This window comes from Psychrobacter sp. M4, from assembly GCF_055699795.1.
In genome coordinates, this window is the sequence record NZ_CM146740.1 from 158,625 (window position 1) to 175,059 (window position 16,435).

At 42.6% G+C, this 16,435-nt stretch carries 11 protein-coding genes; 10 read left to right on the forward strand and 1 reads right to left on the reverse strand.

Going from position 1 to position 16,435, the window contains the following annotated elements:
• Positions 1 to 2 precede the first annotated feature (2 nt).
• The gene (locus tag ACR63N_RS00695; protein WP_367104927.1) at positions 3 to 887 is read left to right on the forward strand and encodes a hypothetical protein; all 885 of its coding nucleotides are present in this window, start codon (positions 3 to 5) and stop codon (positions 885 to 887) included.
• Positions 888 to 977: 90 nt separating this feature from the next.
• Here the strand turns inward: ACR63N_RS00695 and gltA are convergent, their stop codons facing one another.
• Entirely contained in the window at positions 978 to 2,273 is a 1,296-nt protein-coding gene (gltA, locus tag ACR63N_RS00700) for a citrate synthase (RefSeq protein WP_367104928.1), read from the reverse strand.
• A gap of 987 nt (positions 2,274 to 3,260) precedes the next feature.
• Here gltA and sdhC point away from each other — a divergent pair.
• From sdhC to sucD, 9 genes are all read left to right on the forward strand, one after another.
• Positions 3,261 to 3,647, forward strand: coding sequence for a succinate dehydrogenase, cytochrome b556 subunit (sdhC, locus tag ACR63N_RS00705; RefSeq protein WP_367106724.1), 387 nt, complete (start codon positions 3,261 to 3,263; stop codon positions 3,645 to 3,647).
• Positions 3,648 to 3,649: 2 nt separating this feature from the next.
• Positions 3,650 to 4,054 carry a succinate dehydrogenase, hydrophobic membrane anchor protein gene (gene sdhD, locus ACR63N_RS00710; protein WP_367104989.1) on the forward strand — a complete coding sequence of 135 codons (405 nt, stop codon included), beginning with the start codon at positions 3,650 to 3,652 and terminating at the stop codon, positions 4,052 to 4,054.
• 237 nt (positions 4,055 to 4,291) lie between these two features.
• On the forward strand, positions 4,292 to 6,142 hold the full coding sequence (gene sdhA / locus ACR63N_RS00715; RefSeq protein WP_367104930.1) for a succinate dehydrogenase flavoprotein subunit: 1,851 nt from the start codon (positions 4,292 to 4,294) through the stop codon (positions 6,140 to 6,142).
• 228 nt (positions 6,143 to 6,370) lie between these two features.
• Positions 6,371 to 7,081 (forward strand): succinate dehydrogenase iron-sulfur subunit, encoded by a 711-nt coding sequence (locus ACR63N_RS00720; protein WP_367104931.1) that lies wholly within the window; start codon positions 6,371 to 6,373, stop codon positions 7,079 to 7,081.
• 651 nt (positions 7,082 to 7,732) lie between these two features.
• Complete coding sequence (locus tag ACR63N_RS00725; protein WP_367104932.1) at positions 7,733 to 10,618, forward strand: 2-oxoglutarate dehydrogenase E1 component; 2,886 nt, start codon at positions 7,733 to 7,735, stop codon at positions 10,616 to 10,618.
• Between the two features lie 243 nt (positions 10,619 to 10,861).
• Positions 10,862 to 12,169 carry a 2-oxoglutarate dehydrogenase complex dihydrolipoyllysine-residue succinyltransferase gene (gene odhB, locus ACR63N_RS00730; RefSeq protein WP_367104933.1) on the forward strand — a complete coding sequence of 436 codons (1,308 nt, stop codon included), beginning with the start codon at positions 10,862 to 10,864 and terminating at the stop codon, positions 12,167 to 12,169.
• A 283-nt stretch (positions 12,170 to 12,452) separates the two neighbouring features.
• A complete protein-coding gene (lpdA, locus tag ACR63N_RS00735) occupies positions 12,453 to 13,907 on the forward strand; it encodes a dihydrolipoyl dehydrogenase (RefSeq protein WP_367104934.1) in 1,455 nt (484 codons plus the stop codon).
• 102 nt (positions 13,908 to 14,009) lie between these two features.
• Entirely contained in the window at positions 14,010 to 15,176 is a 1,167-nt protein-coding gene (sucC, locus tag ACR63N_RS00740; protein ID WP_367104935.1) for an ADP-forming succinate--CoA ligase subunit beta, read from the forward strand.
• Between the two features lie 159 nt (positions 15,177 to 15,335).
• On the forward strand, positions 15,336 to 16,211 hold the full coding sequence (sucD, locus tag ACR63N_RS00745; protein WP_367104936.1) for a succinate--CoA ligase subunit alpha: 876 nt from the start codon (positions 15,336 to 15,338) through the stop codon (positions 16,209 to 16,211).
• Positions 16,212 to 16,435 lie beyond the last annotated feature (224 nt).

Genomic DNA, 16,435 nt, shown 5'->3' on the forward strand with positions numbered 1-16,435 from the left:
TTATGAATAGCAGGCAGCCCGTATCGATGCTCCCAATATCTATGCTAATAGTAGCATCGTTTTTAGGAACATTATCATTGACAGGATGTCAGCCCACAGCAAAGCCTGCAGATGACGACCAAGTAAGCTCGCAATCAGAGGCTGACTCTAAGCCTGGCGTGCAAAGCGATTCCGCGGCTGCGCGTATAGAAGAATTTGAACCTTTATACGTTAAAGAGATGCAAGAATTGCAGCAGCGTTTGCAAGCTGAATACGAAGCCCTACAAGCAGCCGATGCGCCTGATAGTAGCAGCATACTACCTAATAGCGTGTCAAAGCCTACGCCTAATGATACTGATAAGAATACTGACACAGACAGTACAACGACAGCAGCGACTTCTGAAAATACAGCTTCGAATGCAGACACTAGCGCGGTGTCTACTGACAAGGCTGGAGCTGAGATAAACACTAGTACTGAGGTTGGCGAGCGTGATTTAGAAGTATTAAAGCTTATTCGAATTGGTCCTCGTAAACCCAGCCTTTTGACTGAAAATCAGCTTATAGAGCGTTATCAGCAAGCTATGCAAGCACTTTATGAGCCAGCTTCGATACCTCTTAGTGCACAGGATATTGATACTTTGCTTAATATCATGACCTTGTTGCCAGAGCTATTTGAGCATGCAGAGATTGCTGAGCGCGTAAGTATAAAAAGTCCGGCGCTTGCTCGTCTGATTACTCAGCACCAAGTATGGCAACAAATAGAAGTACAACAAGCGCTCGATATGGAGCAGATGAAAATAAATCAGCAGCAAGAGTTTGAGGCGCTGATGAAAAAATTTAACGATACTATTGAGAGCTATGATGAACAAATTGCCAAATACGAACAAACTCTAGAAGAGTTTCAGTGACCATAAAATAACTAGCAATGTAAACGTATAAAAAATCCCGCTACAAGCGGGATTTTTATATCTATAAGCTAATGCTAGCTATCTAACAGACTATTTGCGATCTTCGACTTTTACAAAATCGCGCTTGGTCTCGCCAGTATATAGCTGACGTGGACGACCAATTTTGAATGGCGCACTGTGCATCTCAAGCCAATGGCTGATCCAACCTGAGGTACGGGCCAAAGAGAAAATTACGGTAAACATCGACGTTGGAATACCAATAGCTTTTAGAATGATACCCGAGTAAAAGTCAACGTTTGGATAAAGATTACGCTCAATAAAGAACGGATCTTCTAGCGCTATTCTTTCAAGCTCCATAGCCAATTGCAGCTTAGGATCATCGATACCAAGAGCGCTTAGTACTTCATCTGAGGTTTCTTTTAACACCTGAGCACGCGGGTCAAAGTTTTTGTAGACACGGTGACCAAAGCCCATCAGCTTAACTTCACGGCTCTTCACTTTTTCCATAAATGCTGGAACGTTCTCAACAGTACCGATCTCATCTAACATCTCAAGAACGGCCTCGTTAGCGCCGCCATGTGAGGGGCCCCAAAGCGCTGCAATACCAGCTGCGATACAAGCGTAAGGATTGGCACCAGTAGAACCTGCCAAACGTACTGTAGAGGTCGAAGCATTTTGCTCATGATCAGCGTGTAAAGTGAAAATCTTATCCATTGCTTTGGCGATAATTGGATTCACTTTATAATCGACGTCGCCAGGGGTTGCAAACATCATATATAAGAAATTCTCTGCATAACTAAAGTCATTACGCGGATACATAAATGGCTCGCCTTGAGAGTATTTATAACTCATGGCAGCAAGTGTTGGCATTTTGGCAACTAAACGTATGGCCGTAGCTTCACGATCATCTTCATTGCTGATGTCTAGATCTTCGTGATAAAACGCGGATAAAGCACCCACGACACCGACCATAATAGCCATTGGATGCGCGTCACGGCGAAAGCCTTCGAAGAACTTACGTAGTTGGTCATGAACCCCTGAGTGCTTACGAATTTTCGCGTAGAAGTCTTCTTTTTGCTCACTGTTAGGCAGATCGCCATGAATAAGCGCGTAAGCGACTTCTAAATATTCAGCTTCATTAGCCAATTGGTCAATAGGATAGCCGCGATATAGTAGCTCACCTTCGCCGCCATTAATAAAAGTAATTTTTGACTCAACCGGAGCCGTTATTTTAAACCCTGGGTCGTACGACCAAAAGCCTGAATCTTGTAGGTTAGCAACATCGATAACGGGACGACCTAAAGTACCTTTTATAATAGGCAGTTGGTATTCCTTACCATCTACAGCTAATGTGGCTTCGTTATCAGACTTAATGTTGTCAGCCATAATTTTTCTCCATCGATTTTGGTTTATTAGAATAAAAGTACTGTCGACGCACATCCTTGCTTGTATCATGCGCCTTTTTTTTGCATATGCTGTTTGCGTCATTAATAATTGAACAGGCAAATACAGAGTCGATTGCATCAGTATTTCGGCTATGTTACCAGTAATTCTATATAATTTGAAAAGACTTTTAGTAGCAATCACCCTATGTCACACGGTTTCAGGGTACTTATACCCTGTAATTTTTGTATCAAAATATGTCTAACCCTATATTTATATCTACAAAAGAGCTTTAAAAAAACAATGACACCTATTAATAATTGAATAAGAGAAGTTAATTATTCAAAAAATTGTTTAGCCTAAATTTATAATTTTAACTGGCAACGACTGCTAGAGAATGCATATCAAGCAGATAAGATGCAAATTGTAAATAAACGACAAGGCGTAATACTTAAGTAGTAATATTACGGAGCCTTACTATTCTTGATATCAAAAGTCATACCTAATATTTGCGTGATAAGTTTGTAATTAGTGGGCAGTCATTTTATAATTAGCACAATTTAACTGACATAAGCTTTGCTGAGGTCAGTCGGTGTTATCCGCTATCAAAGAGTTATTGATAAAGCACGCCGCTGACTTATATTTTGCTATGGTTAAAAGTCTGTTTGTAGATTAACAAAGATGTGTTTATAAAGATGACCATGCTTAACCATATTTTTAATGGGATCTAGCATCGTCTTCTTATTTTTGAGACACAAGTGAGTCACATAGGTTGATGACTACATTATAACAGCCTATATCATAATGTTTTCCATAGTACTGCTGTGTATAGAATTGATAGCTGAAGAAGTAACCAGCAGACACAATCAGCAAGGTCAGCTAGCTCCTCCTTATTACTTTATTCGTCTCGTGTGTTGCTCAATACTGGTACTTGCTTAAGTTGGCTTTATTAAGTATTGATAGCAGATACAGGAGTATAACCGCAAAAGGATGCCCGCTGTGAAAAGCAACCGACCTATTAATTTACCTCTAAGTCAAGTAATTAGCGTTAATCGTTCACCGATCGCAATTGCTTCAATCTTACATCGTATATCTGGCATTATTTTATTTTTGTTAATCCCTGTCATGTTATGGCTATTACAAACCTCTCTAGCTTCACCTGAGAGCTTTGAGACGGTATTTGACAATATTTTTATTCGTTTTCTAACATGGATATTTGTTGCTGCAATCGCTTATCATTTTGTAATGGGCATTAAACATTTATTTGCAGATAACGGCAAGAACGAAGAGCTAAAATCTGCACGTATGGTTTCTAATATATGCTTTGTGATTGCAGCGATTTTAATTGTCATGTCATTTATATGGGTGATGTTCTAATGATAAAAAATGATTCAAGAATTAAGAGTGCTACTGGTCTGACAGGCTCAGGTACCCGTGATTGGATGGTACAACGCATTAGCGCTGTTGTTCTAGCGGTATATAGTGTTGTATTACTAGGCTTTTTTTTAACGCACAGTAATGTAGATTTTTATTCATGGACAGCGTTTATGACAAGTTTGCCCATGCGATTATTTAGTTTAGTCGCTGTTCTTGCGCTTGCTGGACATGCTTGGGTAGGTATGTGGACGGTCTTTACTGACTATATTACGTCTGGGAAAATGGGTGAAGATGCACCAAAATTAAGATTAGTGTTACAGACCTTAATGATCATTGCTATTTTAGTCTATTTATTTTGGGGTATCATGATTTTTTGGGGCAGTGGCTTCGGCGTTATCGCGGTATAAGTTGTCAGTTTTATAATCATAACTTTTTATTATAGAGATTTAGTACTAGATAACTATTGCCTAATTTATAACAGATTAATTATTTAATAACTGGCGAGTAAGTCATAATAGATCAGTTAGTGAGCTAGTGTTAATTTCGATAACGATAGGGCACATATCAATTACTTATTGAGCTTAGATATATAGATGATCTCTATATCTACCTTCTAGGCATCAACAAGCATTAGGAATATTGTAATGGCAACAAGACAAGATAATACTATTAGTAATATTAAAAATCTCAACTATGACGCTGTGATTGTTGGTGGTGGTGGCTCAGGTATGCGCGCCTCGTTACAGTTAGCCGAAGCGGGTATGAATGTCGCTGTTATCACCAAAGTGTTTCCAACGCGCTCGCATACAGTTGCCGCTCAAGGTGGTATTGGTGCCAGCCTTGGTAATATGAGTAACGACAATTGGCATTTTCACTTTTATGATACGGTAAAAGGCTCAGACTGGTTGGGTGATCAAGACGCTATTGAATACATGTGCCGCGAAGCACCAAAAGTCGTCTACGAGCTTGAGCATATGGGTATGCCGTTTGACCGTAATGAAGACGGAACTATTTATCAGCGTCCATTCGGTGGTCATACCTCTAACTACGGCGAAAAAGCGGTGCAACGTGCTTGTGCTGCCGCCGACCGTACAGGGCATGCTTTACTACATACCTTGTATCAAAAGAATCTTGAGCAAGGTACACAGTTTTTCGTTGAATGGATCGCTCTTGATCTGATCAAAGATGAAGACGGTAACATCAACGGGGTAGTCGCGATTGAACAAGAAACTGGTACGGTTGCTGTATTCCAGTCCCCTATTACTGTACTCGCCACAGGCGGTGCAGGGCGTATATTCGCTGCCTCTACCAATGCCTATATTAATACTGGCGATGGTATTGGTATGGCCGTACGTGCAGGCGTGCCACTAGAGGATATGGAGTTTTGGCAGTTCCATCCCACAGGTGTTGCTGGTGCGGGCGTACTCTTGACCGAAGGGTGCCGCGGTGAAGGGGCTATCTTGCGTAACAAAGACGGCGAAGCCTTTATGGAGCGTTATGCACCAACGGTAAAAGATTTGGCGCCGCGCGATTTGGTATCACGTTCAATGGACCAAGAGATCAAAGAAGGTCGCGGCTGTGGCCCTGATGGCGACTATATCGTTATGGATATGACTCACTTAGGGGTTGATACCATCATGAAGCGCTTGCCATCAGTCTTTGAGATTGGTAAAAACTTTGCTAACGTTGATATCACCAAAGAGCCTATTCCTGTTATTCCAACTATTCATTATATGATGGGCGGTATTCCAACGACTATTCACGGTCAAGTTATTGTACCTGATTTAGAAGCGGGCACTGATGAAGAGGGTCTATACGCTGAAGGCAAGATAGTCAAAGGCCTTTATGCAATCGGTGAGTGTGCTTGCGTCAGCGTCCATGGTGCCAACCGCCTAGGTACCAACTCTTTGCTTGACTTGGTCGTCTTTGGCCGTGCTGCTGGTAAGCATATTGTTGATGAATATCACCACAACGATCACAATTATAAGCCGCTAGATACCCATGTCCTTGATTTTACACTTAGCCGTTTGGATAAGCTGCAAAAATCAACCGAGGGTTACAACGCACAAGAAGTGGCAGATGAGATTCGCGCTACTATGCAAAAGCACGCTAGTGTCTTTCGTACGCAAGCGCTGATGGATGAGGGCGTAGAGAAAATTCTAGCACTCGGTGAAAAAGTTGAAAATATCCATCTTGCTGATAAATCGCAAGTATTCAATACTGCACGTATTGAAGCTTTTGAAGTTATTAATTTATATGAAGTTGCTAAAGCTACTATGATTTCAGCGGCTAACCGTCATGAGAGCCGCGGTGCCCATAGTGTATCGGACTATGATCGCCCAGAAGATGATGATTATGCACCAAATGGTCGTAACGATCATGACTGGATGAAACATACTTTATGGTACTCTGAAGGCAACCGCGTAATCTACAAGCCAGTCCGTAAGGTGCCATTAACAGTAGATTATATTGAACCAAAAGTTCGGGTTTACTAGTCAAAGTAATATTTTAACGATAGTAAAATTATTTTGATTGAAAGCCAGATTTTATTATTACCAACTTATTAAAAGGTGACCGCCAGCTACATGCAAATACCAATGTATTGATTGTTGAAATAATTGATCGATAAATAAGCAGTCTCATAGTTTATTAAATAACCTATTAGTATTGGTATATTGCAATCCTTGTACGCCCGCCGTCACCTATGTGTGGAGTTTAGCATTATGAGCCGAGGTACTCGCACCATCGAAATTTATCGCTACGATCCTGACAAGGATGCAGCGCCACGTATGCAAACTTATACGGTTGAGCTAATAGAGTCAGATCGTATGCTGCTTGACGTATTATTACGTCTGAAAAAGCAAGACGAGACCATTACCTTTCGCCGCTCCTGCCGTGAAGGCATCTGTGGTTCTGATGGTATGAACATCAATGGTAAAAATGGTCTTGCCTGTTTGCTCAATATGAACACATTACCTGAAAAGATTACTATTCGCCCTCTGCCAGGATTACCGGTCGTTCGTGATTTAGTTGTCGATATGAACCAGTTTTATGCACAGTACGAAAAGGTACACCCTTATCTGATTAATGATCAGCCAGCACCGCCAACCGAACGTTTGCAATCTCCTGAACAGCGCGAACAATTGAATGGTTTATATGAGTGTATTTTATGCGCTTGTTGTTCGACCAGCTGTCCTTCATTTTGGTGGAACCCTGATAAGTTTTTAGGTCCAGCAGCTTTATTGAATGCTAACCGTTTTGTAGTGGATAGTCGTGATAGCGATACGCAAGCACGTCTAGCTCGTTTAGAAGATCCGTTTAGTCTGTTCCGTTGCCGCGGCATTATGAACTGCGTATCAGTATGTCCTAAAGGATTGAATCCTACCAAAGCTATTGGACATCTGCGTAGTATGCTTATTGATCAGGCAGGCTAATGTCGTTATATAAGTGTGGAGTGGTATCAATTGCTACAGTGCTATGCTATTGAGTAGTAGCTACTTAAGAACACCGTCTATAGATAGGCGGTGTTCTTGTATTAAAAGCTGATAGTTTTGATACAAATACCGTCATAAGTACGTAATGTCATATTATTAATACGTTGTTAGCTTGTAATTACTACGATTGAATAAGATAATTTTTAGCAGAGTAAAGTATAGTAATGACTCAATAAATTTATCATATATCATTAAACATAGGTTATAGAAAAACAAGTTGTAGTTCTAGTTATGATTGATAAAATATTAATATAAGTATATTTGTTATTCATTAAGTAAATACTTAGTATTAAGTAAACAAACTGTATCAATTATTTATGACATGATAGGCTATGTGGCAATGTATGCTTGACACTAGAGCCAATAGGGCCAAGTTTTAGAAAAACTTATAGTAGTCGTAGTTAACGATTATACAAAGACTATAATTATTGGGTATGAGAGCATAAAGATAACTAATTTTTACCTTATTACAAGGTTAATATCTACCAAATACTACTATAGACCTAAGTCATTTTTCTGCAATTTAGCATACAAAAACGATATAACAACAAGCACGATTCCATTCATTTATCTATTAAATAGACGATTATTATGAATAGTACAAATAAAAAATCAGCTAATGTAGGGCATACTGAACTTGCAGCTGACAATGCTTACTACATTGAATCCCTTTATGAACAGTATCTTGACGATCCTGCGAATGTTGACGAGGATTGGCAGGAGTATTTTGAGCAATATCAGTCTGCTGATGATGCTAAGCACAACGCCATTCAGGATCAATTCTTGCTGCTAGCGCGCAATCAAACTGCTAATAAAGTGACGACTGCGCCTGCTGCAAACGATGCAACAAGTTTGGTAGACTGTGCCGATCCTAAACAGATGGGCGTACAACAGCTTATCTCAGCCTACCGTCGCCGTGGTCATCGCCGTGCTCAGCTTGATCCGCTAGGACTACATCCACGCGAAGAAGTTGTCGATTTGACACTAGCTTATCACGGCTTATCAGAAGATGATCTTGATACGGTATATCCGACAAGTGATCTTAATATTGGCAAATCAGAAGCGCCATTACGTGAGATTATAGAGATCATGGAGCGGGTTTACTGCCGCTACATCGGTGTAGAGTATATGCATGTCACTACTAGTGTTGAGAAACGCTGGATGGAGCAATATCTTGAGAGCAACCTAGGCCATATCGAATTTGATAAAGAAAAACGCTTGTCTATTCTTGAGCGCTTAAGTGCTGCTGAAGGTTTAGAGAAGTATTTGGCACGTAAATATACTGGTGTTAAGCGTTTTGGTCTAGAAGGCGGTGAGAGCTTTATTCCTGCGGTCAATGAGATCATTCAACGTGCTGGTAGCTATGGTACCAAAGAGATGGTTATTGGCATGGCACACCGTGGACGCTTAAACTTACTGGTCAATATTTTGGGTAAAAACCCAGCGGATTTGTTCGATGAGTTTGATGGTAAAGTGCAGCCAGAGAAAGGTTCAGGTGATGTCAAATACCATAACGGTTATTCATCAAATGTCATGACGCCGGGCGGGGAGGCACATTTAGCACTAGCTTTCAACCCCTCGCATCTAGAGATTGTAGCACCTGTGCTACAAGGGTCGGTACGCGCGCGCCAAGTTCGCCGCAACGATCAGCCGGGTCATAGTGACAAGGATGGCAACTCAGTATTGCCTATCGTGGTTCATGGTGATGCTGCCTTTGCTGCTCAAGGCGTGGTACAAGAGACTTTCCAGATGTCACAAACCCGTGCCTATACTACAGGCGGTACGGTACATATTGTTATTAATAACCAAGTTGGCTTTACTACCAGCCGCCAAGAAGATGCCCGTTCGACAGAATACTGTACTGATGTGGCAAAAATGGTACATGCGCCTATTTTACATGTGAATGGAGATGATCCTGAATCGGTAGTATTTGCCGCCCAGCTAGCGCTTGATTATCGCCATGAGTTTGATAAAGACATCGTTATTGATTTATTTTGCTATCGCCGTAATGGTCATAACGAAGCTGATGAGCCATCAGCAACTCAGCCGCTTATGTATGCCGTTATCAAAAAACTGCCCACCACGCGTGCAATTTATGCTGAAAAACTGATCGAAGAAGGTGTCATTGATAGTGACGAAGCGAAGAAGTACGAAGACAGCTATCGTGAGTCTTTAGACCGTGGTGATTATGTAGCCAATTCACTAGTGAGCGATCCTGATGAAAAGCTTTTTGTAGACTGGGCACCCTATCTTGGCCATGACTGGGTTGATGATTGGGATACCAGTGTCGATATAGAAAAGCTAAAAGATTATGGTCGCAAAATGGCAGAGATGCCAGAAGGTTATAAGCTGCAGCGTCAAGTACAAAAAGTCGTTGAACAGCGTCTGGCCATGCAAACAGGTGAGGAACCGCTGAACTGGGGCGCAGCTGAAACGCTAGCCTATGCCAGTTTAGTCGCTAACGATAATACACTAGTACGTATCACGGGCGAAGATGTAGGCCGTGGTACTTTCTCGCATCGCCATAGCGAGATATACAATACCGCTGATGGTAGCATGTATGTACCCCTAGCTCATATCAGTAAAGATCAAGCCCGTTTTGCTATCTACAACTCTTTATTATCAGAAGAAGCTGTTTTAGCGTTTGAATACGGCTATGCGACGACCGTTCCCAATGCCTTGATCGTTTGGGAAGCTCAATTTGGTGATTTCGTCAACGGCGCTCAAGTTGTCATTGATCAGTTCATCGCTAGTGGTGAGACTAAATGGCAGCGTGTTTGTGGCTTAACTATGCTATTACCACATGGCTATGAAGGTCAAGGCCCTGAGCATTCCTCGGCACGTCTTGAGCGCTTCTTGCAACTATGTGCTGAAGATAATATGCAAGTGATTACGCCCACCACACCTGCGCAAATATTCCATGCGCTACGTCGTCAAGCGGTGCGTCCAATCCGTAAACCGATGATTGTGATGTCACCAAAGAGTTTACTGCGTCATAAATTGGCAACGTCTACTCTAGAAGAGCTGGCTGATGGCAAGTTTGAAACTGTATTGTCAGAGATTGATGAGCACAACGCTGATAAGATCACGCGCTTAGTATTATGCGGTGGTAAGGTTTATTATGACTTACTTGAGCAGCGCCGTGAGCTTGGCTTAGAACATGTTGCAATCGTGCGTATTGAGCAGCTCTATCCGTTACCAGAAGAGCGTTTGATTGCTGAGATTGAAAAATACAGCAACCTAAAAGAGATCGTTTGGACGCAAGAGGAGCCACTAAACCAAGGTGCTTGGTACTATTTAGCTCCGCATATGTTCCGTATCGTAGTACCGCATCCGACTAAAGCTAAAGTCATGGAGCCTGTGGCACGTCCTCCTAGTGCAGCGCCAGCGACAGGATCGCCTAAGTTACACGCTCAGCAGCAGCAAACGTTGGTGGCAGAGGGTCTAGGTGTTAGCGTTGAAGAATTAACTAAATAAAAGCCTATAACGAGGGTTCTTTATCAACGATAAAGGACTCTTTTAGAATAATTTATTAAAGTAAATAGTGACTACGATAGTGTTCGTTATTTAAGTATTTTATCTATCAATAATAAACTTACCAACGAACAAACGACTTCTTCATTTATGAGGGTGTATCATTCTTTATGACGCACCCTTTTATAGGAAGTAACAGTTTATCTTATAATAAATATCAAAACTCAAATCTAAGGAGTATTTTCGATGGCTGATATCAAAGCCCCCGTTTTCCCAGAATCAGTTGCCGACGGTACCATTGTTGAATGGCATGTCGCTGAAGGTGAACAAGTTAGCCGTGACGATCTTTTAGCAGAAATCGAGACTGATAAAGTCGTTTTAGAAGTTGTTGCGCCTGATGATGGTGTGGTGACCAAGATTGTTAAACAAGTTGACGATACCGTTGAGTCTGCAGATTTAATTGCCGAATTTGAAGCAGGCGCTAGTGGCAGTAGCGATACCAGTGCTAGTGATGACGCAGAAGCTGATCAACAGTCTGACGCTGACAAAGATAAGGACGATGCTCCAGCAGTCGATCCTGATCAACCAGCAGCGCCAGTACAGAAAAAGCAAGCCACAGATGGCGGCGAACCTGTACAAGTTACGGATAAAAAAGGTGATCCTGAAGCTGATCATAAAGATCAAAGCCCAGCAGTACGTAAAGCGGCCAAAGAGTCAGGCGTTGATCCAAAAGAAGTTGAAGGTAGTGGCCGCGGTGGCCGAGTTACCAAGTCTGATATGGCAGATCCAAAGCTTAAAGCAGACAGTAGCATCAAAACAGACAGTGGTCGTCCTGTGGCAGAAGCAGTTGGTGAGCGTAGTGAGAAACGCGTACCTATGACCCGTCTACGTAAGCGCGTAGCTGAGCGTCTACTATCTGCAACGCAAGAAACCGCAATGCTTACAACGTTCAACGAAGTCAATATGAAGCCATTGATGGATATGCGTACCAAGTATAAAGATCAGTTCGAGAAGCGTCATGGCGTACGCCTAGGCTTTATGTCATTATTCGTAAAAGCCGCTACCGAAGCTCTTAAACGCTTCCCAGCAGTGAATGCGTCACTCGATGGTGATGATATCGTCTATCATGGTTTTTATGATATCGGAGTTGCTGTATCGTCAGATCGTGGTTTAGTTGTTCCTGTACTACGCGATACAGATCGTATGAGTATGGCAGATGTCGAGAGCAAAATCCGTGAGCTTGGCGGTAAAGCGCAAGATGGTAAGCTTAGTCTTGATGAGATGACTGGTGGTACTTTCACTATCTCAAACGGCGGTGTATTTGGCTCACTGATGTCAACGCCTATCTTGAATCCACCACAAACAGCGATCTTAGGTATGCATGCTATCAATGAGCGTCCTATGGCTGTTGATGGTAAAGTTGAGATTTTACCTATGATGTATCTGGCATTGTCTTACGATCACCGCATGATTGATGGTAAAGAAGCAGTCTTATTCTTATCTACTATCAAAGAGCTGGTTGAAGACCCTGCCATGTTACTACTAGATCTATAAGCTTCTAAGCTTGTATTAGCAATCGCTGATACAAGCTTTTTGCTTTTATGCTAAACCATCTTGCAATTCAAAAAGCATTCTTCATACGGACTTATAAACTGGTGTATTAACTATAAGCTCAAGGCATAATTTAGGGCTTGTTTATCCGTTGTAAAATAACATATGACAAAGCTTGCTGAGTATTGATAAAAGCCAAAATGAATTAAGAGTTAGACTAAAAAAATATACTGAAATTTACATTATTTTAGTTACTTTATATCAAAAGTTATAATAGGAACCTACTATGAAAGACAATTATGATTTAGTCATTATCGGCGGTGGTCCTGGTGGCTATGAAGCCGCTATCCGCGCAGGTCAGCTGGGTATGAGCGTGGCTTGTATCGAAAAACGTGTTTATAAAGGGGAGCCGGCTCTCGGTGGTACCTGTTTAAACGTCGGTTGTATTCCATCCAAAGCGTTACTAGACACCTCACATCGTTATGAAGCGACCAAGCATGACCTTGACGAGCATGGCATTAGCACCGGCGATGTTGAGATCAACGTTGAACAAATGATTGAGCGCAAAGAAGGCATCGTCAAGCAGTTAACGGGCGGCGTCGCAGCTTTGGTAAAAGGTAATGGCGCTGACTGGCTACAAGGCTGGGGTACGCTAATTGATGGCAAAGGCGACGAGAAGAAGATTAAATTTGTCGCGCTTGAAGACGAAAGCGAGAGTACGATTACGGCTAAACACGTCATTCTAGCCTCAGGTTCAGTACCTATCGAGATTCCAGTCGCTCCAACGGACGGCGAACGTATCGTTGATTCGACAGGCGCTCTTGATTTTACCCAAACCCCTAAGCGTTTAGGTGTGATTGGTGCAGGTGTTATTGGACTTGAGCTGGGTTCAGTATGGCGTCGTTTAGGTAGTGAAGTTGTGGTGTACGAAGCGCTTCCTGAGTTCTTAGCGGCAGCTGATAAAGATATGGCTAAAGAAGCCCGCAAAATGTTCAAACAACAAGGCTTAGATATTCGCGTCGATACCAAAGTAACCAATGCCGAAGTTAAAGGCGATGAAGTGGTAGTCACCAGCGAAAACAACGGCGAATCATCGGAAGAGAGTTTTGATAAGTTGATCGTCTGTGTCGGACGCCGCGCTTACTCTGAAAAACTGCTTGGTGATGATAGCGGTGTTAAGCTAACTGAGCGCGGTCTCATCGATGTCAACGACCAATGTCAGACCAATCTTGACGGCGTTTATGCCATTGGTGATCTGGTACGTGGTCCTATGCTTGCGCATAAAGCGATGGAAGAGGGCATGATGGCCGTTGAGCGCATCCACGGCGAAAAAGCTCAGGTTAACTATGACACTATTATCAATGTCATTTATACCCATCCAGAGATCGCTTGGGTTGGTCTTACTGAGCAAGAAGCAGTTGATGCTGGCCATGAAGTCAAAACGGGATCATTTAACTTAGCCGCCAACGGTCGTGCTTTGGCGCAAAGCGAGGCACAAGGCTCTATCAAAGTCGTCGCTGATGCCAAAACAGACCGCTTGTTAGGTATGCATGCAATCTCTGCAGGCGCAGGCGATATCGTCCATCAAGGTATGATTGCGATGGAGTTTGTCTCTAGTATCGAAGATCTACAATTGATGACTTTTGCGCATCCAACGATATCAGAGGCGGTACATGAAGCTGCACTATCAGCAGATGGTCGCGCTATCCATGCTATTCAACGCAAAAAGCGTAAAAAATAAGCCGCTTAAGCAAACGATGAGCTTTAGATTTAGTTTATTTAAAGGCTGATTCATAAGCTCATTTTCATTTTTTATTAATGATAAAAATAAAGGATACAATCAATGAATTTACATGAGTATCAAGCAAAAGAGTTATTAAAAAGCTACGGATTACCCATTCAAGAAGGTATTACCGCTTATAGTGGCGAAGAAGCCGCTGCCGCTTTTGATAAAACGCCTACCGATATGGCAGTAATCAAAGCGCAGGTTCATGCTGGTGGCCGCGGTAAAGCGGGCGGCGTAAAAGTCGTTAAAACTCGCGAAGAAGCCAAGCAAGTGACAGACGATTTGATCGGCACTAATTTGGTGACCTTTCAAACTGACGCTGATGGTCAGCCCGTCAACTTTGTGTTGGTAGCAGAAGACATGTATCCGGTACAGAATGAATTGTACCTTGGCGCCGTGGTTGATCGCTCAACTCGCCGCGTTACTTTTATGGCCTCAACCGAAGGCGGCGTTGATATCGAAGAAGTCGCCAATGAGACGCCAGAGAAAATATTTAAAGTGAGCGTTGATCCCCTAGTCGGTCTCATGCCCTATCAAGCGCGCGATGTAGCGTTTCAGTTGGGCTTAGAGGGCAAACAAATCAATCAGTTTGTCAAAATTATGACTGGCGCTTATAAAGCGTTTGTAGAAAATGACTTTGCACTTCTTGAAGTGAACCCACTAGCGGTACGTGAAAACGGCGAGATCGTTTGTGTCGATGGCAAAATTGGTATTGATTCAAACGCGCTATACCGTTTACCCAAAATCGCGGCACTACAAGATAAAACTCAAGAAAACGAGCGTGAGCTAAAAGCTGCTGAGTTTGATCTAAACTATGTCGCTTTAGAAGGTAATATCGGTTGTATGGTCAACGGTGCTGGTCTTGCGATGGCAACGATGGACATCATCAAACTGTATGGCGGTAAGCCTGCCAACTTCTTGGATGTAGGCGGCGGCGCGACCAAAGATCGTGTGGTTGAGGCGTTCAAAATTATTTTAGAAGACAGCAGTGTTGAAGGCGTGCTCATTAACATCTTTGGCGGTATCGTACGCTGTGACATGATTGCCGAAGCTATCATTGCTGCGGTCAAAGAAGTCGACGTACAAGTACCTGTCGTTGTGCGCCTAGAAGGTAACAACGCTGAAAAAGGTATTGAGCTACTAGAGCAATCAGATGTAAAAATCATCTCAGCTCAAGGCTTAGCAGATGCGGCACAAAAAATCGTCGATGCTGTAAAAGCTTAAACACCTCACTGTCGCTGCAAGTATAGTCGTAAGATGCAACAGTAGCTTGACTGGTATAAGAAAGTATTTATAACTCAGTATCTATAAATTAGGTTAGAGGTTAACTACGCTGGACTAGTAAGCGACTGTTGCAAGACAACCGAATATAAGGAAAAAATAATGAGTGTATTAATTGATAAAGATACCAAAGTATTGGTACAAGGTTTTACTGGTAAAAACGGCACGTTTCATTCTGAACAAGCCATCGAATACGGCACCAAAGTAGTCGGCGGGGTCACCCCAGGCAAAGGCGGTCAAACGCATCTAGGTCTGCCGGTATTTAATACTATGGCAGAAGCGATGGCAGAGACTAATGCAGACGCTTCTGTCATCTATGTCCCAGCACCATTTGTATTAGATTCGATCGTTGAAGCCATCGATGCTGGCGTAAAATTGATCGTGGTAATCACCGAAGGCGTACCGACTATCGATATGCTAAAAGCTAAGCGCTATCTTGAGGAAGCAGGCGATGTGCGTCTAGTTGGCCCCAACTGTCCAGGCGTCATCACCCCAGGCGAATGTAAAATCGGTATCATGCCCGGTCACATTCATCTACCGGGTAAAGTGGGCATCATCTCACGCTCTGGCACCCTAACTTATGAAGCGGTTGCACAGACCACCAAGCTGGGCTTTGGTCAGTCTACCTGTATCGGTATCGGTGGCGATCCTATCCCGGGTATGAACCAAATTGACGCGTTAAAGCTGTTCCAAGATGATCCACAAACCGAAGCTATTGTATTGATCGGTGAGATTGGCGGTACTGCTGAAGAAGAAGCGGCGGCTTATATTAAAGAGAACGTCACTAAGCCTGTGGTAGGTTATATCGCTGGTGTTACTGCTCCTGCTGGTAAGCGCATGGGTCATGCGGGCGCGATCATCTCTGGCGGTCAAGGTACGGCTGAAGATAAGTTTAAAGCCTTTGAAGATGCAGGCATCGCGTATACTCGTGATCCTTCAAAAATTGGCGATAAGCTGAAGGAAGTTACGGGTTGGTAGCATATGTAAGTTACTGAATATAGGTATTTTCAGTGGTTTATCTTGAAAAAATGTAAAGACACCCCTACAATGGGGTGTTTTTTTATATATTGTAAATGACTTTAATAACAAGACTTTAGCCATTAATCTATCTCTACACATCAGTTCAGAGATACTTAATAAAACTGATAGCTTTTTTGAAGTACCTGATGAAAGATTTTGCCAATCTGTTAGATGCTGGTCAG